This is a genomic window from Psychrobacter immobilis, assembly GCF_904846285.1.
Lineage (GTDB): Bacteria > Pseudomonadota > Gammaproteobacteria > Pseudomonadales > Moraxellaceae > Psychrobacter > Psychrobacter immobilis_D.
The window spans coordinates 34,397-56,477 of sequence record NZ_CAJHAD010000017.1 but is presented as its reverse complement, the minus strand read 5'-3'; the positions used below and the strand labels follow the sequence as shown (position 1 = coordinate 56,477).

18 protein-coding genes are annotated in these 22,081 nt (G+C 44.5%); 5 read left to right on the top strand and 13 right to left on the bottom strand.

Features of this window, described 5'->3' with window-relative positions; genetic code table 11:
* Positions 1-86: 86 nt before the first annotated feature.
* The 3 genes from JMX13_RS10280 to JMX13_RS10270 form a co-directional block, all read right to left on the bottom strand.
* On the bottom strand, positions 87-563 hold the full coding sequence (locus tag JMX13_RS10280; RefSeq protein ID WP_201612399.1) for a hypothetical protein: 477 nt from the start codon (positions 561-563) through the stop codon (positions 87-89).
* Between the two features lie 113 nt (positions 564-676).
* On the bottom strand, positions 677-1,906 hold the full coding sequence (locus JMX13_RS10275; RefSeq protein ID WP_201612398.1) for a restriction endonuclease subunit S: 1,230 nt from the start codon (positions 1,904-1,906) through the stop codon (positions 677-679).
* Positions 1,896-3,443 carry a type I restriction-modification system subunit M gene (locus JMX13_RS10270; protein WP_201612397.1) on the bottom strand — a complete coding sequence of 516 codons (1,548 nt, stop codon included), beginning with the start codon at positions 3,441-3,443 and terminating at the stop codon, positions 1,896-1,898. The genes JMX13_RS10275 and JMX13_RS10270 overlap by 11 nt, the downstream gene beginning before the upstream one ends.
* 281 nt (positions 3,444-3,724) lie before the next feature.
* Between JMX13_RS10270 and JMX13_RS10265 the strand changes: the two genes are divergently transcribed.
* Both JMX13_RS10265 and JMX13_RS10260 read left to right on the top strand, forming a co-directional pair.
* Positions 3,725-4,657: a hypothetical protein gene (locus JMX13_RS10265; RefSeq protein ID WP_201612396.1), complete on the top strand. Its 933-nt coding sequence runs from the start codon at positions 3,725-3,727 to the stop codon at positions 4,655-4,657.
* A 30-nt stretch (positions 4,658-4,687) separates the two neighbouring features.
* Positions 4,688-4,864, top strand: a complete 177-nt coding sequence (locus JMX13_RS10260) for a hypothetical protein (RefSeq protein WP_201612395.1) — start codon at positions 4,688-4,690, stop codon at positions 4,862-4,864.
* Positions 4,865-5,180: 316 nt separating this feature from the next.
* Here JMX13_RS10260 and JMX13_RS10255 read toward each other — a convergent pair whose 3' ends face one another.
* The 3 genes from JMX13_RS10255 to arsC form a co-directional block, all read right to left on the bottom strand.
* Positions 5,181-6,491 (bottom strand): arsenic transporter, encoded by a 1,311-nt coding sequence (locus JMX13_RS10255; protein WP_201612394.1) that lies wholly within the window; start codon positions 6,489-6,491, stop codon positions 5,181-5,183.
* Positions 6,492-6,580: 89 nt separating this feature from the next.
* On the bottom strand, positions 6,581-7,399 hold the full coding sequence (gene arsH, locus JMX13_RS10250; protein WP_227686288.1) for an arsenical resistance protein ArsH: 819 nt from the start codon (positions 7,397-7,399) through the stop codon (positions 6,581-6,583).
* On the bottom strand, positions 7,386-7,793 hold the full coding sequence (arsC, locus tag JMX13_RS10245; RefSeq protein ID WP_201612393.1) for an arsenate reductase (glutaredoxin): 408 nt from the start codon (positions 7,791-7,793) through the stop codon (positions 7,386-7,388). Before arsC ends, arsH begins: the two co-directional genes overlap by 14 nt.
* A gap of 306 nt (positions 7,794-8,099) precedes the next feature.
* Here arsC and JMX13_RS10240 point away from each other — a divergent pair, with 306 nt between their 5' ends.
* The gene (locus JMX13_RS10240; RefSeq protein WP_201612392.1) at positions 8,100-8,894 is read left to right on the top strand and encodes a YdcF family protein; all 795 of its coding nucleotides are present in this window, start codon (positions 8,100-8,102) and stop codon (positions 8,892-8,894) included.
* A 103-nt stretch (positions 8,895-8,997) separates the two neighbouring features.
* Complete coding sequence (cls, locus tag JMX13_RS10235) at positions 8,998-10,449, top strand: cardiolipin synthase (RefSeq protein WP_201612391.1); 1,452 nt, start codon at positions 8,998-9,000, stop codon at positions 10,447-10,449.
* 80 nt (positions 10,450-10,529) lie between these two features.
* On the opposite strand, the gene JMX13_RS10230 is transcribed toward cls, so the two are convergent.
* From JMX13_RS10230 to rsmH, 7 genes are all read right to left on the bottom strand, one after another.
* On the bottom strand, positions 10,530-11,477 hold the full coding sequence (locus JMX13_RS10230) for a putative RNA methyltransferase (protein ID WP_413786317.1): 948 nt from the start codon (positions 11,475-11,477) through the stop codon (positions 10,530-10,532).
* Between the two features lie 153 nt (positions 11,478-11,630).
* Positions 11,631-12,749, bottom strand: a complete 1,119-nt coding sequence (gene mraY, locus JMX13_RS10225; protein WP_201612390.1) for a phospho-N-acetylmuramoyl-pentapeptide-transferase — start codon at positions 12,747-12,749, stop codon at positions 11,631-11,633.
* A 3-nt stretch (positions 12,750-12,752) separates the two neighbouring features.
* The gene (locus JMX13_RS10220; RefSeq protein WP_201612389.1) at positions 12,753-14,237 is read right to left on the bottom strand and encodes a UDP-N-acetylmuramoyl-tripeptide--D-alanyl-D-alanine ligase; all 1,485 of its coding nucleotides are present in this window, start codon (positions 14,235-14,237) and stop codon (positions 12,753-12,755) included.
* 109 nt (positions 14,238-14,346) lie between these two features.
* Positions 14,347-16,074 carry a UDP-N-acetylmuramoyl-L-alanyl-D-glutamate--2,6-diaminopimelate ligase gene (locus JMX13_RS10215; RefSeq protein WP_201612388.1) on the bottom strand — a complete coding sequence of 576 codons (1,728 nt, stop codon included), beginning with the start codon at positions 16,072-16,074 and terminating at the stop codon, positions 14,347-14,349.
* Positions 16,075-16,146: 72 nt separating this feature from the next.
* Positions 16,147-18,255: a peptidoglycan D,D-transpeptidase FtsI family protein gene (locus tag JMX13_RS10210; protein WP_201612387.1), complete on the bottom strand. Its 2,109-nt coding sequence runs from the start codon at positions 18,253-18,255 to the stop codon at positions 16,147-16,149.
* Entirely contained in the window at positions 18,252-18,722 is a 471-nt protein-coding gene (locus JMX13_RS10205; RefSeq protein WP_201612386.1) for a cell division protein FtsL, read from the bottom strand. The genes JMX13_RS10210 and JMX13_RS10205 overlap by 4 nt, the downstream gene beginning before the upstream one ends.
* 252 nt (positions 18,723-18,974) lie before the next feature.
* Complete coding sequence (gene rsmH, locus JMX13_RS10200; protein WP_413786318.1) at positions 18,975-20,048, bottom strand: 16S rRNA (cytosine(1402)-N(4))-methyltransferase RsmH; 1,074 nt, start codon at positions 20,046-20,048, stop codon at positions 18,975-18,977.
* Positions 20,049-20,465: 417 nt separating this feature from the next.
* Between rsmH and gltX the strand changes: the two genes are divergently transcribed.
* Positions 20,466-21,995 carry a glutamate--tRNA ligase gene (gene gltX / locus JMX13_RS10195; RefSeq protein WP_201612384.1) on the top strand — a complete coding sequence of 510 codons (1,530 nt, stop codon included), beginning with the start codon at positions 20,466-20,468 and terminating at the stop codon, positions 21,993-21,995.
* Positions 21,996-22,081 lie beyond the last annotated feature (86 nt).

Below are 22,081 nucleotides of genomic sequence, written 5' to 3'. Positions count from 1 at the left end.
CTGCATCAACGCCTTTTTCTCTTGCTACAAATCAGCCCCCTGTTGCTCAAGTAACTCCATTTCCTTACAAGCTAGTAAGTTATTAGCTAGTCGTAAGTAACGTTGAAATTCTTATCAATTCTAAAACCCTTATCCAACGTGACGATTAACAATTTTTGGTTTTTGAGCAAGACCAATACATTCTCTTGATCGACATAGGCGCCGTCAGGATTGTCTTCGGTGACATAGGCGTCGCCTTCATCTTCGTATAAGCCAAACGATACAAATGCTTGATAGCCCCCTCCTGCCTGTAGTTGAAAAAAACCACTATCCGAGGCCCCTTGCTGCAGTGTGGCAAGCTGCTCTAGAAGTTTGGGATCGGTGATAGGCAGTTGGTCGATATCGATTGAGTCGTCATACTGACGGAAGTCCTTGTCAGTGAGCGGTAGCTGATAGTAAGGATAAACCCGAGTCGTGGTTTGATCCTGATAGTCATCGGCATCTTCACTATACTCAGTGGCTGCTGCATAGCCCGCAGATACGATCAGAAGTGAGCTTAGAAATAGGCGACGTAAGACAGTCATAGTGTTTGGGCACTCTCTATAAAGGTTCTTTCAATATGTCAATATATCAATATGCGATTGGCAATGTTAGCAATGTTGGCAGTGTCGTAGGCTGGGTTTTTAACCCAGCCTACTCAAGATCCAGCAACCGCCCCATCAATTACCACCCGCTTTTTACCCGTCAATAACTGCTGCGTCAGCGCCTTTTTCTCTTGCTGTAAATCCGCCAATTGCTGCTCAAGCAACTCAATTTCTTTATCAGCATTGGTTAATACGGTGGCGATTTTTTGTTGTTCTTTATAGTTTGGAATAGAAAGATTTAACGATTTAATATCATCGCTATTTACCGCTTCAAAAGTACTACCTTGCGAATAGCGTTCCCACTTCAGCTCAAAAGATAAAAGCCACTGATATAAGTAATCTTGAGAGTGGTTTTTCTTAGCTTTTATGGCAGCAATACCACGTCCAATACAAGCATTATGATTGGATAGTGCAACTGTACCAACTGGTGCTCTTACACTAAATAAAATATCATCAACGTGACATTCTTTAGTTATTTGTGACGTATAGATTCTTGGTGCTGATTTTCTATTTTTAATATCTGCATTACCTTGGAGCAAAGGCAGACCGTCCCCCATATCATTATAGGCATCAGATTTTGGAGAAGAACCCATTGTGATTTGGGCTATTTCTGATAACTTAACCTCTTCCCACTCACCCTCAAACCTTTTCCCCGACTCATCAAGCAAACGCTTTTTACCCGTCAGCAATTGCTGCATCAACGCCTTTTTCTGCTGGGTACTATTGTCAATCAAACGCTCAGTGGTGCTAATCGCTTTATCCCAAGTCGATAGGATTTTGGCGATTTTTTTTTGTTCTGGGAGAGGTGGAATAGCAATTTTAAGGCTAAGGAATTCACCTTTAGTAATGTTTTTCATTGAGCCACTTGTACCAGTGGCTAAATTCGATAACGTATATCTAACTGGTTCAGATGACAATACGTAGCTTAACCATTTCATATTGGCATCAGGTTTTGGAATAGTCTGCCATAATTTATCGGGTAAAAATAATTCAGGATAATCAAAGTTTATATAAGCACTAGCTCCTACTAAACTTTCTGTGTTGCTTCTACTAATTATAATTTGAGATTTTTTAGGATTAATTTTTGCTCTATCAAGCTCATCTTGTCTTTCAATGACTTTAACGGCACTTGGGTCAAATGTTCCGTAAGTAACTGCGCTAACTCTTAAAACACCTTTCTCACCATCTAGTAATTGTCGATCTTCACCGTTTACACTTACACCAGATTCTAAACCATTTAATAAGTCTTCTACTCGACCATCCTTCCAACCCTTAGGCACCATAACCCAACTCCTGTAAAAACCCTGCCATCTCATCCTCTAACAGGTTTAACTCGGCTTTAAGCGCCAAACGCTCAGCACGAACCGCCTCTAAATCGATCTCCACCTCTTCTTCAAAGGTATCGACATAGCGTGGAATGTTTAGGTTAAAGTCGTTTTCTTTAATTTCATCAAAGCTCGCTAGATACGCATATTTATCGACGCTTTCTCGTGTTTTATAAGTCTCAATGACTTTAGCGATATTGCTATCGGTGAGCTGGTTTTGGTTTTTACCTGATTTAAACTCATTGCTAGCGTCAATAAACAGAACTTTGTCATCGGTTTTATTCTTTTTAAACAGCAAAATAGCGGCTGGTATTCCCGTTCCAAAGAATAAGTTAGCTGGTAAGCCAATCACCGTATCGAGCAAGTTTTCTTCGATGAGTTGCTGACGGATTTTGCCTTCACTTGACGCACGGAATAGCACGCCATGCGGTACGACCACACCCATTCTGCCAGTGCTAGGTTTGAGCGTTTCGACCATATGACTGATAAAGGCATAGTCGCCCTTGGTCTTGGGCGGGACACCGCGATGGAAGCGCCCATAGGGATCGCTACTGGCATCTTCATGACCCCATTTATCCAATGAAAACGGCGGGTTGGCGGTCACCACATCGAACTGTAATAATTGCTTGCCGTCCTTATCAAGTAGCAGCGGATTACGGATGGTATCGCCCCACTCGATACGGTGGTTATCCTCACCGTGTAGGAACATATTCATTTTGGCCAGTGCCCATGTCGAGCCAATGGCTTCTTGACCGTATAGCGCATACTTTTTAGAGTTTGAGTTTTTGCGTACCATCGCCCCGCACTTAATGAGCAGCGACCCTGAACCGCAGGCTGGATCACAGATTTCATCGCCCTCAACAGGCTCAAGGATAGTCGCTAGTAAATTCGATACCTCAGGCGGCGTATAGAACTCACCTGCTTTTGCGCCAGCATTGGCAGCAAAGTGTTTAATTAAATACTCGTAAGCATTACCAATCACATCCAAGCTACCCACGCGCTCAGCACTTAGATTGAGGATGTCTTTGCCAAAGTCTTCTAATAAATGGCGTAGTAGCTCGTTTTTTTGCTTTTCTGGACCCAATCTATCGGTGTTATAGCTGATATCTTGGAAGACGTTTTTGAGCTTAGTACCGTTAGCTTCTTCAATAGCATGAAGCGCTTCATCAATACGTTGACCGTTACCCGGCTGATGACGCTGCTCGTACAAGTCCCAAAAGCTTGCGCCATCAGGCAATACAAAACGCTGCTTCGACATCATCGCGGTGATTAGTTCAGGATTCTCATTGCCAGAGCCGCCAAACTGCTCAACCAGCTTGTTGTACTCATCGCGATAGACATCAGACAAATACTTGAGAAATAGCATGGTTAAGATAAAGTCTTTATAAGTATCTGGACTGATGACCCCGTTAAAAGTATCACAGGCGTTCCAGACCGCTTTATTGATATCGTCTTGATTGATTTGGTTAATACTATTAGGTGCGCTGGTTGGCATTTATGGTTCCTGAATACTTTGAAAGATATAAGTTTTATAAGGGTCGATTATGGTGTCATGCATTCGCTTTGCTTAGAAGTATAGCGCACATTGTCGTTTCTAATAAGACTCACTACACTCCAATTTTGGCTTGTGAAAATGCTACTAATTTAGATATAAGTAACAGTTAGAAGCACTAAGTCATCGTAGCAATAATGTTATTACTAAATTTTTGTTTTGCAATTTAAAATAGCTTTAACTACTATTAAGTTTCTTACTGAAATATAACGACAGGTAACAACATGAAAATAAATAAGCTATATACAGGTATCGTATTGGCAGGCGCATTAATGGTGTCAGGCTGTGGAAGTGACGATGATGGTGAGTATGTAGGAGGCGGCAGTGGCAATGGTGGGCCTATCGTCAACAATGAGCTGAAATATGCAACGTTTGACCCTTTCAGCGACGTGGTCGACGGAGAGTACAAAACAGGATGGGGCAAGTTTGCTTCCACATTAAGTAATAAAGGTTTAACACAAATTATCTCTACCCTTGTTGGAAGCTCGCCTACCGCTTATCAAGACAGCAGAAGCGACAATCTTGGGTTAGAATACTATGTTGGTAATAGTCTATTTGTCGCTGTTCCTGAAAGTTATGATAGTAAGTTCTATAAAATTAACTTCGTCGATAGCGATACGTTCAAGCTAAAAATTCAGTCAGGTAGCAGCATCGTTAATTCGACTTATGACATCATTACTCTTGACCTCACTGGCGTCGGCAAGCAGCCAGGAAATGCTCAGACTGGGATAGAGACAGATTTAGATTATTTTCCTGATAGCTTTAACGCTACTTTCCCTAGTGGCTCGCAGTGTTACATATTTTTAGAAACACCTGATCAAGACTACTATACTTTTTCTGATTATGATGAAGAAGGTAATATGACAATAGATCAGTGGATTGCTAAAGAGAAAAAATACAATACTGTCAGCAATCTTGTCAAAGAAAATGTCGGAAGCAAAAATGAATTGCAAGCGGTAAGATATACTGATGAAGATGGCGATATTAATGCTGCTGTGGTATACAAAGGCTTAATTTATGAAGCTTATTATTACCAAAAAGGTATTCAAGAGAAAGAAGATATCGACCCTAATATCGCAGAGGTCTACTGTAATCAATACAATAGCGTTGCCACCAAGTTCTTAGAAACACAAATTAAAGCTGTTTATCAGAATTAATCGAGTATAGCTAAGGTTTAAATTTAAGGTTTGGTAGCTTTTAATAGTGAGTGGTTACTATTTTTCTTACAAGCAGCGAAACAACAAATAGCGCCTAATATGGGCGCTATTTTATTATGCCACTATAGCCATCTTGCAGTGCTCTATTTAGAATGGTGGCAAGTAGCATTAAGCGGTAATGGTAGGAAACGTAATCCTAACTACTAGAAATAGTTTTTTAGTGATAGTATATGTTTGAAATCAAATAATGTCGTAGAAATATTTAGTTACATTTTATTGTGAGATAAATCCCATTATTTGCCTTGCCTCCAATACTGTTGCGCTGTTGGTCTATTTGATGGTCTAACGTGCATATCTATTATTACAATGATAATTAAATCAAATACTTATATATATAGTTAGACTTCCTCCTTCACCGCCAATCTTATTCTACTCAATCAAAGCCTTCAGTTTCTCTGCCTTGTCCTAAACACCTATAAAATACAAACCTTAAATCTTATATTTAACTTTTTAAAACCTTTTCTTAAACGCTAGGAAATGTAGGCAACCAAAACACCAATGCCAATAGTGTGGCTAATAACACCGGCGGCGTTAGCAGCAGTCCGACCTTCATATATTGTCCCCAGCTTATCTTATAATCCTTTTCTGCCAATACGTGTAACCACAATAACGTCGCCAAACTACCAATAGGCGTGAATTTTGGTCCCAAGTCATTGCCAATAACATTGGCATAAATCATCAACTCTCGAGTAGCAGTGGGCACTTGGGCGCTATCAATTGCCAGCGCGCCTATCAGCGTCGACGGCATATTGTTCATCACAGACGCTACGATAGCGGATAAGAATCCTGTGCCAACCGTCGCAACGAGCGCGCCTTGTTGACCTAACCAGTTAAGTATTTGCGCACCATAGGCAGTAAGTCCTGCATTGCCCAAACCATAAACCACCAAATACATACCAATTGAAAACAACACAATTTGCCACGGTGCTTTCTTAAGAATATTAGTCATAGAAAACTTGGCATCACGTCCGCCTTGCCACCAGCGTCCAGCAATCGCCATTAGTATAAGCGCCGCGGCACTCGTCACTACGGAGATAACCAGCCCGAGCGATTCAGTCGCGAAATAAGCGATTAATAATAATGCCAGCAGTGGAAAAGCCGCTCGAAACACCAGCGGGTCTTTGATAGCGGATTGTGGTGAGCTAAGATTTGCCGTTGAGTAGTGTGTAGGAATATGCCGCGCATAAGCAATCCACAATACCAATAGCGTCGCTAGGACAGAGACGATATTTACCGGTACCATCACCGCCGCATAGCGACCAAAACCAATATCAAAATAATTGGCACTGACGATATTGACCAGATTAGATGTCACCAATGGCAAACTTGCGGTATCAGCAATAAAACCAGTGGCAATAATAAAGGCTAAAGCGGATTTGGGAGCAAAATCAAGGCGCAGTAGAATAGCAATCACAATTGGCGTCAGTAGTAAGGCCGCGCCATCATTGGCAAAGAAAGCGGAGATAAACGCTCCTAACAGCACAATCATCGGAAACAACAAACGCCCGCGCCCATTGCCAAGCCGAGCGACGTGTAATGCCGCCCAGCCAAAAAATCCCGCTTCATCTAAAATAAGGGAGATAATAATCAGGGCGACAAAGGTAAAAGTGGCATCCCAAACGATATCCCAAACGAGACCAACGTCAGACCATTGCACCACACCAAATACCAAGGCGACCAAAGCGCCGCCCATCGCACTCCAACCAATGCCAAGCCCTTTAGGCTGCCAGATGACTAAGGCCAAAGTTACGATAAAAATAGCGAATGCGAGCATGAAGTAACCTTAATGGGGCAATTGAAGCAATAATAAAACAATGAAAATCTAATCAGGGCAATAATAAAACCAATAATAAAACAACAACGTTAGAGCGATTTTTGATTGACGCGTTGCGATACTTCTGCAGCGCTTTCGACCCGTTCTGAATAGCGATCGGTCAGATACGCCGAGCGCCCACGGGTAAGCCACGTAAATTTGACCAACTCTTCGCAGACATCGACGACTCGCAAATATAATGGTGACATTTTCATGCGATCATTATCATCGAATTCCAAAAACGCTTTTGGGATAGAAGATTGATTAGGGATGGTAATCATGCGCATCCAGCGCCCAAGAATACGCAATTGATTGACGGTATTAAAACTTTGGCTGCCGCCACTGACTTGCATAATAGCCAGCGTTTTACCTTGGGTCGGACGTACGCCGCCTAGCGCCAACGGAATCCAGTCAATTTGCGCCTTCATAATACTGGTAATGCTGCCATGGCGTTCTGGACTGACCCATAGCATGCCCTCCGACCACTGTGCCAGCTCGCGTAACTCTTGTACCTTTGGGTGGTCGCTATCGGCGTCATCTGGCAGTGGCAAGCCTGATGGATTAAACATTCGCACCTCGCAGCCGTACCAACGCAATAGACGGCTTGCTTCTTCTGCCGCCAATCTGGAAAATGAGCGCGCACGTAAAGAGCCATATAACACCAATATTCTTGGTGCATGGCGTGGGTCATCTTTACCTATCAAAGACTCAATATCAATAGCTTGTATTTGACTGAAATCAATATTGGGCAAATCGTTTTTAAGTAAATCAGCAGCGGGTAAATCAGTAGCGCCAATATTGCTATCACTTTTATTATTAAGACCGTCTTCTTCTACTGCTAGCGTTGCGGTATCTTTAACCTTTGACATGTTTGACGATTTCCCCATCTTCTTTGGTAAAACTACTGACTGGATTTTCCAGTAATTCAAACACTCGCTCTGACGGTCGGCACAGCGCCACGCCTTTATTGGTAACAACAATAGGACGATTGATTAAAATAGGGTGCGCTATCATGGCATCAATCAATTGCGCATCGGTCAATGTTGGATTGTCTAAGCCAATCTCGCTATAGACGTTTTCTTTACTGCGTATTAGCTCGCGCGGCGTGATGTGCATCAATGCCAATAGCTCAACTAAGTACTCACGAGACGGCGGTGTTTTTAGGTATTCCACCACGTCTGGTGTTTCACCTGAAGCTTGCATAATGGCCAGTGTATTACGAGAGGTGCCGCACTTTGGATTATGAAAAATCATTGGCGTCATAAGGTTTTCCTCTTAACGTTAAAGGGATTGGATTTGGTATATATTGAATCCAATATAAAAGAAGTATGTTAAGAATAGTGTTTTGCTGGTATAAATTTTCCTCGCTTGCTGTGTGCTTCGCACTCCATAGGCTTCGAAAAATTTATCCCAGCAGTACTGTCTTCTTTTTAAATTGGATTTGATATATATGAATATTACCAAACAGCCAGGTAATTAAAACAACGTTTTATGAAATAAACAAAGCAACATTTGATTCATTAAAAATTAAACTAAAGAGAAGTATCTTTACCTAATAAAAGCAAAACTATGGCAAAAAAATTACTCATTATAGCGCGAGTTGGATTGGTGGCTATCGGTGCCGTTATCATGGTTGATTGTGCCGTGTTAATGACGGTCGGCAAAATTAACTTTGGCACTGTCGTGCCATTCTTATTGGGCAGCGTCTTTGTCACCCATGGGATATTTTGGCATGCCATCCGCAAATTTACTAGGCAAAACCCTTTCCGCAATCGTCTTTGGTATGCGCTATGGCTGCTGTTTTTTATCTGGCTTATTAGCTTCGGGTTATTTATTTTCTCGTTGCAGCAGCAGATTAAACGCAGCGCACAGCCTGTACCTGAGGTCGCGGCGATTATTGTATTAGGTTCAGGTACTATCGCAGGCAAGCCAACGCCGACGCTTGCTCAGCGTTTAGATACAGCAGCCCCGCTGATTAAATCACAGCCAGAGGCGCTAGCGCTGACCAGTGGCGGTATAGGTATGGGGCAGACGCGCAGTGAAGCCAGTATTATGGCGACTTATTTACATGAGACACATGGCATTGCCTTTGAGCACATTTTACAAGAGGGCAAAAGCACCAGTACCGCCGAAAACTTAATCTATAGCCAAGTAATTTTGGCGGCAAAAGGTATCTCTATTACCGCGCCTATTGCCATTGTGACCAGTGATTTCCATACCATTCGCGCCGCTGCCATTGCCAAGCATCAAGGCTACCAGCAGCCTATTTTACTCGCCAGCCCAACACCGTTATCCATTCGCTACAATGCGTGGTTTCGCGAGTATTTTGCCTTTGTCAGTGGTTGGCTACTTGGGGAATATTGATAGAATTTAATAAAGCGGTTCATAAATTAGCCCGATAAATAAAACCGTTTTTAAATAAAAATAATAACCATAATTAACCAGAATAATAATGGACGGCAGCCCTATGCTCATCGACATCTTATTAACCATTCACTTTATCCTACTGGTACTAATATCCTTGCGCGTCCTATCGCGTGATGACTTAACCGCGCCAGCACGCTTGGCTTGGATGGTTATCTTATTCGTCTTACCTTATTTTGGCGTATTGGTTTATTGGATGTTCGGTGAGGTGCATTTAGGGCGCAACTTCGCGCGTGAACGTGAAGAAATTATCAATAAATTACGTCAACACCGTCCTGCAGTGCTCGGTAGCGATGTGGCGTTAACACTGGCCGTCAAGCCTGAATACCAAGCAGCCTTTGCTTATTCAGCAAAAGCCACCGGTTTTCAGACCACGGTGGGCAATCGCGCCGAGCTGATGGCTGATGCCGCTGAAACCCGCAGACGTATGATTGCCGATTTTGATGCGGCAACCGATCATATCCATGTGCTGTATTATATTTGGCTGGTCGATGGTATGGGCACTGCTACCGCCCAAGCACTGATTCGGGCCGCAAAGCGCGGCGTTACCTGCCGAGCAATGGTCGATGGTATGGGCTCGCGCAAGATGGTCGGCTCAAAACTATGGCAAGAAATGAAGGACGCGGGTGTACAACTCAGTGTCGCCCTACCCTTGACCAATATATTCAAAGTGCTGCTATTCAGCCGTATTGACTTGCGTAATCACCGTAAAATTACCGTGATTGATGGCAAGATTGGCTACGCTGGCAGCCGAAATTGTGCCGACCCTGAGTTTATGGTAAAACCCAAATACGCCCCTTGGGTCGATATTATGCTGCGCATCGAAGGTCCCATCGTTGCGCAAACTCAGATGCTATTTGCCAGTGATTGGCTGACTGAAAACCCTGATACGCCGCTCGATAGCTTTCCGTATGCGACGGATTTGCAGCCAAATTTGCCGACCAATGATTTTGCTGCGCAAGTTTTCTCTGATGGACCGACCCAGCGCCATGGCACCACGCCGCAGTTTTTGGGCGCTTTGATTAGCCAAGCTCAGCACACGCTAATGATTTCTACGCCTTATTTCGTACCCGATTATTCACTGGTGAGCACTCTATGTGCGACCGCCTATCGCGGGGTTGAGGTGACGATGGTTTTCCCGAAGAAAAACGACTCCTTTATCGTCGCTGCAACCAGTCATAGCTACTATTGGCAATTGCTAGAAGCAGGGGTGAAAATCTATGAATATAAGCCTGGGCTGCTACACGCCAAAACTCTGACCGTCGATGGTCAAATCAGCTTGATTGGCTCAACCAATTTAGATTTACGCAGCTTTGATTTAAATTATGAAAACAACATTCTCTTTAGTGATAAAGCTCTCACCGCGGATATTATGGAGCGCCAATATCAGTATATCGCTGACTCTGATGAAGTGACGCGCGAAGAAGTGAAAAACTGGCCGCTGTCTTATCGGATTTGGAATAATATCGTTGCCACTATGGGACCTGTTTTATAAATGAGTACTTATTAATGAGTCCTTGTTAAAGAGAAAGTATTAACATGAAATAATTTGTCATTAAATATGATTTGTTAATTCTATTGAGTAGCTGTTTTTTGCAAAATATAGATGACAAACTTGGCTTCTGTCGTAAAAGGTTTCGCTGCCACTTCTGCTAGTAGCGCCTGCCTCTTGTCGCTACGCGCACGATACGCATAAGGGGTCATGGTCATTAAATCCGCCAATTCCTCTGCCGATAAATTTAAACTACTGCTGATATGATGGGTTTCTAAAAGTTGAAAATAAGGCGCTAATTCCTGTAAAAACTTCTCAGAATCATGCTCACGGACGTCATCAAATAACGCCTCACGCATCGTCGCCAAATGCCCCATATCGGGCTTGGCAATGATTAGATAGCCCTCATCGCTTAATACCTCATTAAACGCTTCTGGCAAGATTGGGCTAAAAATACTGCTAATGCCATTGATGCTATGCGCCCGTAATGGCAAATGCGCCGCGCTAGTGACCAGTGGATAGATGGCTGCCGCTTTAATTACCTCTGTGGCAGAATCGTCTTTAACTGGCTGATACCAAAGACGACCTAAAGCCTTACTGGTTTTTGCCAGCTCTACGACGGCAGGTTTACTGATATCCGCCGCAATCAGTACATCCATTCCGGTCTGTGCCATTGCCTGCGTGTAATAGCCTTCACCACAGCCAATATCCAGCCAGTTGATAGGCTTATCTTTTTGGTTAATACTGGCTTTTTTTGCCGTCAATAATGCCACCATCTTTTGGCAAATTAAGTCATTTAAGGGCTGATAATGTCCGGCATTTAAAAACCGTTTGCGCGCATCAATTGATTGCTGACTGTCGCCCGGTGCTTTGGATTTTTTTTGTTGTACCGGTAATAGATTGACATAACCCTGACGCGCAACATCAAACGGATGAGACGTTTGTTTTGGGTGCAAGCTGCCATCACAGCGCCACGTATCGTCAGCTGGCTGCAGAGGTGATTGGCAAAGGGGACAAATAAATAAGCTCACAAGTATCTCAACGTCATCGCAATATGGCTATCATTTTAACAAAGTTCAGGCTTCGTAAGGGATAAAAGGCATAGCAAAAGAGAAGATAGTGTAGGACATAAAAAAGCCATCTCAGATTTTAAGATGGCTTTTGATTTGAAACTGTTTGATGACTTAACGCAGTTTTAAGGTCATCAGCCCAAGAATCACAAGGATAATGGCAATAATCCAAAACCTTGCCACCACTTGCGTCTCTTTCCAGCCAATCTCTTCAAAGTGATGATGCAATGGTGCCATGCGAAAGACGCGCTTTTTACGCAGTTTATACGAGCCAACTTGTAGCATGACCGACAATGCTTCAGCGACAAATAAACCACCCATAATGGCAAAGGCAATCTCTTGACGGGTCATAACGGCAATCGTACCGAGCATCGCGCCCAATGCTAACGCCCCAACATCACCCATAAATACTTGCGCTGGATGAGCGTTAAACCATAGGAAACCAAGCCCCGCGCCAATCATCGAGCCACAGACAATAATCACTTCCGAGTTATAGGCAATATAAGGTACATGCAAGTAATTCGCAAAGCGCACGTCACCTGACACATAAGCCATCGCGCCTAAACCTGCTGCAACCAAGACTACTGGCAAAATTGCCAAACCATCCAAGCCATCGGTTAAGTTGACAGAGTTAGAAGCACCATTAATCACAAAGTAGGTAAAGATAATAAATCCAATACCAAACGGCACTGCTGAGAATGGAATAATCCAATCTTTAAAAATCGGTAGCAGCAAATCCTGCATTTCACGCGTGGTCGCCATATCCGGCTGTAAAGTAGCAATATAATATAGAGATATACCAACGAATAACGCACCCATCGATAGCCAAAAGTATTTTTTGCGAGCGATTAAGCCTTTGGGGTCTTTATACTTAATTTTAAGCCAATCATCTGCCCAACCGACCGCGCCAAAGATAATCATGACAATGAGCAAAATCCATATATAGGGATTGTTCAATCGCGCCCACAATAAGGTTGAAACCCCAATCGCGCTCAAAATCAGCACCCCACCCATCGTAGGGGTACCAGTTTTAGCCAAATGCGACTGCGGACCATCATTGCGAATCGCCTGACCGTACTTCAGCGCACGCAGACGGCGAATGACACGTCCACCAAAAATCATGCTAAAGGCAAGCGCGGTAATGACCGCCAGTAACGCGCGCAGCGTCAACGAAGAAACCGCAGAAAACGGCGTATAATACTGACCAAGCCAGCCAAACAACCAAACTAACACCGCCTACTCCTCGACTAGCGCATTGATAAGGGTTTCCATTTCCATGGAACGTGAGCCTTTAAACAGCACCGTACAAGGCTGCGCCTGCTGTGCTTGTAAATAAGACTGTAAATACGCCAATAAACTGTCTTTATCAGCAAAGGCATGGGCGCTGATAGCAGAAATCTCTTGCGCACCTGCCACGGTATGAGGCGCATATTCACCGACACATAGCAGCACATTGATGCCGGTGGTCGCAATCGTACGACCCAAGCTTTGATGCTCGCTGACCGCCGCTTCTCCAAGCTCTGCAATATCGCCAAGTACCATCACTTGCGTACCCGTTTGCGCCGCAAGCACCTTAGCTGCCGCCCGCACCGAATGCGGATTGGCGTTATAAGTATCATCAATCAAACGATGCATACCCAATAGCTGGCTGTTCAAGCGCCCCTTAGCAGGGCGAGCGTTTTCAAGTCCGATGACGATGTCGCTGATATCAATATTTAGCGCATGAGCACAAGCAGCAGCAGCCAAGGCATTATTAACATTATGCTCACCAGCTAAAGGTAGACTGATATCATGAACTTGGCTGTCGATATGCAGCTTAAACTCACTGCGCTCAGGCTCAACATCTAAATGGCTGGCACTGACATCGGTATTACCAAAACCGATAACATTGGAAGTATGTTGTTCGGCAATACGGCGCAGCTTATTGGTAAAATCATCTTTGTCAGGAACGATAGCGTACTGCGTCTCATTCAAAGTATGGTAAATCTCAGCCTTGGTTTGGCAAATGCCTTCACGGCTGCCAAATTCTCCTAAATGCGCGGTACCAATATTGAGAACACAGGCGACATCCGGCTTTACAATCTCGGTAGTATAAGCAATCTCACCAATATGGTTTGCGCCAAGCTCTAGGATGGCATAACGATGATGATCGGATAATTCGAGCAACATCATCGGCACACCCAAGTCATTATTTAGGTTGCCACGGGTAATCAGCGTCGGCGCCAAGCGTCCAAAGATACTACCGAGCATCTCTTTACAGGTGGTCTTACCACTAGAGCCAGTAATAGCAATGACGTTTAAGTTTTTATGCTGCTGACGACGATACGCTGCCAATTGTCCTAACGCCAAACGTGTGTCATTAACGATTAGCTGAGGAATACTATTGATATCAGACGGTGAAATGGGGCGTGAAACGATAGCCGCAACCGCACCTTGTTTGATGGCAGTAGCGATATAATCGTGACCGTCAAAATTATCTCCGCTGAGCGCTAAAAAAATATCACCGGGCTTTATGGTACGAGTATCGGTAGCGATACGAGTGCTGCTAATGGGTTTGCTTGCGTTTGTGCTGTTTGTGTCCGTGCTGTTATTGCTTGATGTTGCTTGCGCTTCAGCAAATTGCCAATGCCCATCCAGTGTTGCGGTCGCCGCAAGTAGATTGTCTACTTGCCAAACATACAGCCCTTGCGACTGAGTGCTGTTATCGTTGTCGGCTGTCATAATGATTACCTTATATATGATGACTACTTATCTTTGATATTTAATGATATCTGTTGTTTAAAAAAGCTCAAAAAAATGAGCGGCAAGCGCTATTATTTGTCTCTAAAGGCTATACGCGCCCTGCTTGCTTTAAAGCGTTTTGCAAAATAACGCTGTCGTCAAAATCATAACGAACATGGTTAATTTCTTGATAGGTTTCATGACCCTTGCCCGCGATAACAACGATATCATCAGGCGCAGCTTGATTAACTGCATATTCGATGGCCGTTTGGCGCGCCGGTTCAATATGGGCACGTTGATATTGCTCGCTCGTCATGCCCGCTTGCATATCTTGCAAGATCATATTTGGGTCTTCGGTACGTGGATTGTCTGCCGTCAATACGACTTTATCGGCACCTGCCAATCCTACTTGCGCCATCAATGGGCGCTTACCCGCATCACGGTCGCCGCCACAACCAAATACTGCCCACAGCTGACCTTTACAATGGGTTTTTAGGCTGGCAAGTACTTGGCTTAATGCATCAGGCGTATGGGCATAATCAACGATAAAGCAGCCGTCATTAGAGGGCACACGCTGCATACGCCCAACCGCACCTTGTAGCTGCGGTATCACTGTCGCAATGCGCTCCAGACTAATCCCTAAAGCGACGGCGGCGGCGATAGCAGCAAGTAAATTGGCAACGTTAAAGCGCCCGAGTAACGGGCTGACAATATTGATATGATTGGTTTCTTTATTTTTAAAATCCGTACGCAGCGCAATCTCAACACCTTGCAGACTTGGCTTGATTTCAGCGGCAACAAAGGTCGCCATTTTTGCTGGGTCTAAACTATAGGTCCAAACCGTTAATTGGCTGGCATGCGCCGTATCAAGCATAATCTGTGCATGCTCGTCATCGATATTGATAATGGCGTGGGTTAACTCTGGGAAATGTGCTTTATCAAACAGCTTAGCTTTTGCCGCGGCATACTCAGCCATATCAGCATGATAATCTAGGTGATCGCGGCTTAAATTGGTATAAATTGCTACTGATACAGGCATACCTTGTAAGCGCTGCTGATCGAGACCGTGCGAGCTCGCTTCTAATGCCAATAGCTCAGCATTCTCTGTGCCCATTTGATATAAAAACTGCTGTACTGCTAAGGCATCACCGGTGGTATGGCTGGCTTGCACCAAAGCGCCTAATCTACCGTTACCCGCTGTTCCCATCACGGCGCTGCTCATGCCGGTCAGCTGTGTTAACTGCGCCACCAATTGGCTGATGGTTGTTTTGCCATTGGTGCCCGTTACTGCAACGACCGTTGGCAAGGTTACGGACTGCTGATATTGCAAACGTGCTTGAATCAAGTCACCTAAAAAATCACGGATATTGGGTACATATAATACTGGGCAAGGCAAGGCATCTAATTGCTGCTGCGCCATAGCTTCTGCATTATCATCAGTCAAAGCAAGATTGGCATGCGGCGGTATAGTAGACTTAGACAGTAAAACAAGAGGGTCAATTTCTGCTAGGATAAAAGCCGCCTGCTCAGCGGCTTGATAGAGGTGGTCACGACTTTTTTGACAGTTTGGTATATGACTTTTTAATAAGACAAATACATCGTTGGCTGCCAATTGACGGCTGTCTAAGCAGAACTGCTCAAATGCGATATTGGCAACCGAAGTTTTCAGATTAGATAATTGGCTGCTAGATACTGCTAGCATCGTTGTCAATGCCTGCGCTAGACTGCATTTATCTTTACCGCTTGATTTATCACTTTTGCTATCGTTGCCACTAGCTTCAATCAGCTGTTGCAAGGTGACTGTGGTGCTGCTTAGCGGCGAGGTAGACAGAGTCATTGGCAAATCCTAAACGGTTAAAACGCATCAAATGGTTAAGAGCTGAGTATCGAAAAAAACTTACTTTTTTGCCTACTGGTCTTCGGTTTTTAATGGCTTATCTAACGGCACATTATACAAACGCAGCGCCTCTTTCATGACGTTATGAAAGACAGGAGCGACTGTTAAGCCGGCATAAATCTGACCACGTGGGTCTTCGATTAACATCACGCCAACCAGCTTAGGATTAGACGCGGGCGCCATACCGGCAAAGACGTTACGATACTGGTCAGTATAGTAGCCACCTTTTGGATTGATACGGCGCGACGTCCCTGTTTTACCAGCGACGCGATAACCGTCGATAGCAGCACCCTTAGCTGTACCGCCTGGTTCGGTGACACTTTCCATCATTTGCACGATAGACATGGCTTGCTCATGTGCCATGATACGTTTACTGGGCGGACGCGCGCCATCTTTAGTCAGCGTTAAGGGATGCATCACCCCGCCTGCCGCCAGCGCCGAGTACGCTTGCGCAATCTGCGCCAACGTCACTTGGATACCATAGCCATAACTGACCGTTGCCCGTCTTGAAGTTTCTTTTTCTTCCGGTGTGACCACAAGACCACTACCTTCACCTGGAAATTGTAACGGTGTTTTTGAGCCAAAACCAAACTGTTTTTGCATACTGGTAATACCGTCAGCCGGTAACGACAAAGCAATTTTGGTTGAGGCCACGTTACTCGATTTCTGTAGTAGCGTTGCCAACGTAATCCGACCCAAATTATTATGGTCACGAATGGTATAGCCACGGACACGAATAGAGCCAGGATTGGTATCGATCAATGATGTCGCCGTATATTTACCTGAATCTAAAGCAGCAGCAACGGTAAACGGTTTCATGACTGAGCCGGGCTCAAAGACGTCAAGCAGCGCACGGTTACGCTGGTTTTCACCGGTCATCTCATTAAGATTATTGGAGTTAAACGAAGGCCACGTCGACAAGGCGAGTACTTCACCGGTTTGCACATCGACAATCATGCCCGTTGACCAGCGCGCTTTTTGTAAGCGACCGGCTTTTTCAAGCTCTTTATAAAGCAGATACTGCAAGCGTGAATCAATCGTTAACGCGACATCTTTACCCGGTACTTCCGGCTTAACTTGCTTAATTTCTTTTAAGCTATTTTGCTTAGCATCTTTTAGTACTAATACCTTACCATCTTCACCGGCCAGCTCGGTTTCGTACTGACGTTCGATACCGGCACGCCCTTCATAACCACCTTCAGGGTCATTGGCATTTTGTCCCATAAAACCTAACAGTTGCGAGTTCGGTTGCGGCTGTGGATAGTAGCGCTGGAAAAAGTTTTTCTCATTCACACCCGGGAAATCAAGCGAGCTGACACTTTGAGCAATCTCAGGCGTGACTTTATTAAGTAGCGGCAGATAATGCGAGCCTGCACCCGATGGCAACGCCGCTTTGACCGCTTCCTCATCTGTCACATCGATACTAGGGTCGATAGCAGTCACTCGTTTCAGCTCATCTACCGAAATATTGGCAGCAGCAGCAAGCGTGGTCAAATCCATATTATCTAGGCGCTTTTGCATACGCGCGACCAGCTTTGGACTATCAGGATTGGTGAGGATAATACGCTTAAGCTCGTAATATTCGCGTGCATAATCATGCGGGCTAAACGACACGGTCGCTAATGGCGCACTAACGGCTAATGGCAAATCATTGCGATCGGTAATCATACCTCGATAGGATTTTTGCGTACGCACGCTGGTAATCAGCTCGTTACCTTTATCTTGGTAAAACTGAGCATTGGCTACCTGTAAATAATAGGCACGACCGATAAGCCCTACTAAAATCAGCAGCGCCAGTCCCCAAATCGTACGAAAGCGGTTTTTATCCTGCTCGACACCGCCACGCGACGACGCCCCAGAGGCTTTACCCAAAAAAGATCTTTTACTTTTTTGGGTTTTAACACTGGTATAAGCGCCCTGCTCTTCGTTCTTTTTTAGGCGACTAAATAGCTTGGCTTTACGGTTATCGGCCGCTTTATTGTCAGGTTTGCTGCTGGTTTGCCCAGATTTGGCAGCACTGGCACGGCGTAATGGCTTAGTGACTTTGCCACTGGCAGGTTTTTTGCTGTTATTCTTAGCGGCATCTTTAGCACTATTGGCATTGGATTTTTTATCAGTCATCGTCCTGCCTCCGCTACATCAGCATCCGCTTCAAAAAAATCTGTTTCATTGACAGCTGCGGCATCTGAGCCATCAGCTTCGACGACTGGTGCTACTGCAACCGCCGCACCCGGTTGAATAATCAGCTTGTCTTTAAGGGTTGGCGAAAACATACCCAATTCGGCGACGGCGCGACTGGCAATTTGGGGGGTGGCACTAAAGGTTTGCTGCTCGATAAGCAAACGCTGATGTTCTACCTGCAGCTTGCGCTCTTGTTTTTTCATGTCTTGCAAGGTTTTATAATCCTGATGATATTGCTGCACACCCTCGGCAGTTTTGATGCCGCTCCAGATAATTGCTGCCGCCAATATTAATAATATGGCCACATAAATATTGACCACATTAAATCGGCGCACGAATAATTCGCCAACATCAGTATCAGCAGGCATTGCGGTGCGACGGTTGACAGGTTTGTCAGATATTGCCATGACGATCTCAAAAAAAGTGAACTTCAAATATAAAAAGCGCTAACCATTTGCGAGTGATCACACCCTCATGAGCCATCAGCACCATCAATAAAAACAAATAGGATTAGAAGTAAAACCAAGCAAAAAGTAACTGCTGAGCCTAGCAGAGAATGTTTACAGCTTTTTAACAGCCGCGTAATCATTAAAACATTCAGTCATATTTTAACCACATAACTTAATAGCAGTCTTTAGGGTATTCTTCTATGGCTTAGTTTATGAATTTTCATCTGCTACATAATCCGTATCGGTACGAGTTGCCATGCGTAACCATGCGCTACGCGAGCGTGGGTTTTGACTGACTTCTGTCTTACTTGGACCCACACGTTTAGGCTTACTAAAGTAGCGCGGACGCTTCGGCGGCATCGGCAAATTCTCATCTTCCGGATATTGCCCTTTACTATGACGCTGCAAAAATTGTTTAATACGGCGATCTTCTAAGGAATGAAAACTAATCACTGCCAACTGCCCACCTGACTTTAAAACAGGAATACTTTGTTCTAAAAAGTCGTCAACATCGCCAAGCTCATTATTAATAAAAATGCGCATGGCTTGAAAACTTTGCGTGGCTGGATGCTTGCCACGTTGCCAATTTGGATGCGCGACTTTAATCACTTCAGCCAATGCTAAAGTAGAGTCAAAACTGTCCATCTGCTTAATCGCACGGGCAATACGGCGGCTATGGCGCTCTTCGCCAAACTCATAAAGCACGTTGGCTAAGGTTTCATCATCGACCGTCTCAAGCCACCGGGCAACCGACTGCCCACGACTGGTATCCATACGCATATCGACTGCGCCATCACGCATAAAGCTAAAACCACGGCTGCCATCGTCAATTTGCGGTGAGGAAATACCCAAATCCGCCATTAAACCATCAACTTGCTTGATGCTCATAGCTGCTAGACTGTCAGTCAATGTCGCAAAACTGTCATGAACCACTTTTACACGGCTATCAGTATTTGCCAACGCTTGCGCCACACTAATGGCGGTTGGGTCTTTATCGAAGACAATTAAAGTTGCATCATCGGCAAGTTGGCTTAATAGCAATCGACTATGACCACCACGCCCGAAGGTTGCATCGACGTAGATGCCACTCATTTTTAAGCCGTTTTGGCTTTCACTACTTTGTTCAGTATTGTCTGTTTGCTTTGGTAGCGATTTGACGCCCAAAACCGCAGCGACTGTTTCTTCTAACAGCACCGCATCATGAACAAAACTTAATTCATCAGAAGTAGCTTGTTCTGTTGCAGATTCTTGAGCAAGCTGATTAGCAGAATCATTTTCAACAATAGACGAATTGACCTCTGATTCAGAGCTATCAATGGCTGAAGAAGGGGTTTCTTTAGAATTTGGCGTATTTTTTGGCTTACTATTCGATATGGACACAAACAACTCAGTAAATGACGGTCATTTTGACCGGTAATAGTAAAAAATCAGATGAAAATAAACAAGTTATGGCTTACGTGACATTATTATCGCAAGGATACACTGGTAGTCAAGCGCTAGACGGGCTTTTCGTTAAAAATATCCCATCTCTCTGTTATACTAGGGCTATATTTTACGCTATTTTTCTACATTGACGGCTATTGTTTGTGCCGTATTTTTTGTTCAAAGTTGTCATTCACATTTATTATTAGCATTTTTAATTGCTATTTTTTTGCCATTTTTCACTGCCATATTCATTAACTACCCTATTTTGAGATTTTTATGATGCAATCATCGACTTTAACTAACAGCACTCGCCCTATCCGTACCCGTATCGCACCCTCACCGACCGGTTTTCCGCACGTTGGCACTGCTTATATCGCGCTATTTAACTTAGCTTTTGCTAAAGCCCATGGCGGCGAGTTTATTTTACGTATCGAAGACACGGATCAAACGCGCTCAACCGAGCAGTCTGAAAAATTGATTCTGGATGCGCTCCGTTGGGTGGGTCTTGATTGGGCAGAAGGTCCAGATATCGGTGGACCGCACGCGCCTTACCGTCAAAGCGAGCGCAGTGATATTTACAAAAAACACGCTGAGGAGCTTATAGATAGCGACCACGCCTTTCGTTGTTTTTGTACTAGCGAAGAATTGGATACGATGCGCGCTGAGCAAATGGCCAATGGCGAAACCCCACGTTATGATGGTCGCTGTGCCCATTTAGCACCTGAAAAAACCGAGCAATTGGTCGCTGAGGGTAAACCGCACGTGATTCGCATGCGCGTGCCAACCGAAGGCATTTGTCAGGTACAAGACATGCTACGCGGTACGGTTGAGATTCCTTGGACGCAAGTCGATATGCAAGTACTGCTAAAAACTGATGGTATGCCAACCTATCATTTAGCCAACGTCGTTGATGACCATTTAATGGATATCAGTCACGTATTGCGCGGTGAAGAATGGCTCAACTCTGCGCCGAAACATCAGCTGCTTTATGAGTATTTTGGATGGGAGATGCCCGTTCTTTGCCATATGCCACTGCTACGTAACCCTGATAAATCAAAGCTGTCTAAACGTAAAAACCCAACCTCTATCACCTACTACCGTGATGCCGGCGTGCTACCTGAAGCGCTGCTCAATTATCTTGGTCGTATGGGCTACTCTATGCCTGACGAAGCGGAGAAATTTACCTTAGAGGAAATGATTGCCAGCTTTGATATTCAGCGTGTGTCCCTTGGTGGCCCTATTTTCGATATCGAAAAGCTCAATTGGCTTAACGCCGAATGGCTACGTGCGCTAACCCCTGAAGAGTTAAAGAATAAAATCCTTGACTGGGCAAGTAACAGCGATAAATTAACCGCTATCGCCGCTGCTATTCAGCCACGTATTGAATTATTGTCTGATGCGATCAATTGGGGCGGTTTCTATTTCCAAAACTTACCTGATATCAATGCTGAGAGCTTTACCCATAAATCTCTGACGCCCGAGCAAATTACAGAGATGCTGCAACTGGCGCTTTGGCAGCTAGAAACCTTGCCAACGTGGTCAGAAGAAAATATCTACGCCACCCTAAAAGGTCTTGCGGCTCACCTTGATATTAAGATGCGTGACTTTATGGCGCCATTCTTTATCGCTATCGCTGGTAGCACCTCATCGACGCCAGTTATGAATTCTATGGCAATTATCGGCGCTGATATGACGCTGACGCGCTTGCGCCATGCGGTTGATGTACTGGGTGGCTTGGGTAAAAAGAAACTAAAAAAACTTGAGAAACAAGCAGAAGAATTGCCAGACTTCTTAGCTGATAAATAGTTGGGCAGCTGAATAGTTTTTTCAATTTTTAATTAAAAATAGGATTAATAAATAACAAAAAGGGGTCAGGCTGAACTGATCCCTTT

Excerpts from the sequence above, each read along its gene's own strand:
- JMX13_RS10280 (WP_201612399.1), bottom strand. The coding sequence starts at position 563 with ATGACTGTCTTACGTCGCCTATTTCTAAGCTCACTTCTGATCGTATCT.
- JMX13_RS10275 (WP_201612398.1), bottom strand. The coding sequence starts at position 1,906 with ATGGTGCCTAAGGGTTGGAAGGATGGTCGAGTAGAAGACTTATTAAAT.
- JMX13_RS10270 (WP_201612397.1), bottom strand. The coding sequence starts at position 3,443 with ATGCCAACCAGCGCACCTAATAGTATTAACCAAATCAATCAAGACGAT.
- JMX13_RS10265 (WP_201612396.1), top strand. The coding sequence starts at position 3,725 with ATGAAAATAAATAAGCTATATACAGGTATCGTATTGGCAGGCGCATTA.
- JMX13_RS10255 (WP_201612394.1), bottom strand. The coding sequence starts at position 6,491 with ATGCTCGCATTCGCTATTTTTATCGTAACTTTGGCCTTAGTCATCTGG.
- arsH (WP_227686288.1), bottom strand. The coding sequence starts at position 7,399 with ATGTCAAAGGTTAAAGATACCGCAACGCTAGCAGTAGAAGAAGACGGT.
- arsC (WP_201612393.1), bottom strand. The coding sequence starts at position 7,793 with ATGACGCCAATGATTTTTCATAATCCAAAGTGCGGCACCTCTCGTAAT.
- JMX13_RS10240 (WP_201612392.1), top strand. The coding sequence starts at position 8,100 with ATGGCAAAAAAATTACTCATTATAGCGCGAGTTGGATTGGTGGCTATC.
- cls (WP_201612391.1), top strand. The coding sequence starts at position 8,998 with ATGCTCATCGACATCTTATTAACCATTCACTTTATCCTACTGGTACTA.
- JMX13_RS10220 (WP_201612389.1), bottom strand. The coding sequence starts at position 14,237 with ATGACAGCCGACAACGATAACAGCACTCAGTCGCAAGGGCTGTATGTT.
- JMX13_RS10215 (WP_201612388.1), bottom strand. The coding sequence starts at position 16,074 with ATGACTCTGTCTACCTCGCCGCTAAGCAGCACCACAGTCACCTTGCAA.
- JMX13_RS10210 (WP_201612387.1), bottom strand. The coding sequence starts at position 18,255 with ATGACTGATAAAAAATCCAATGCCAATAGTGCTAAAGATGCCGCTAAG.
- JMX13_RS10205 (WP_201612386.1), bottom strand. The coding sequence starts at position 18,722 with ATGGCAATATCTGACAAACCTGTCAACCGTCGCACCGCAATGCCTGCT.
- gltX (WP_201612384.1), top strand. The coding sequence starts at position 20,466 with ATGATGCAATCATCGACTTTAACTAACAGCACTCGCCCTATCCGTACC.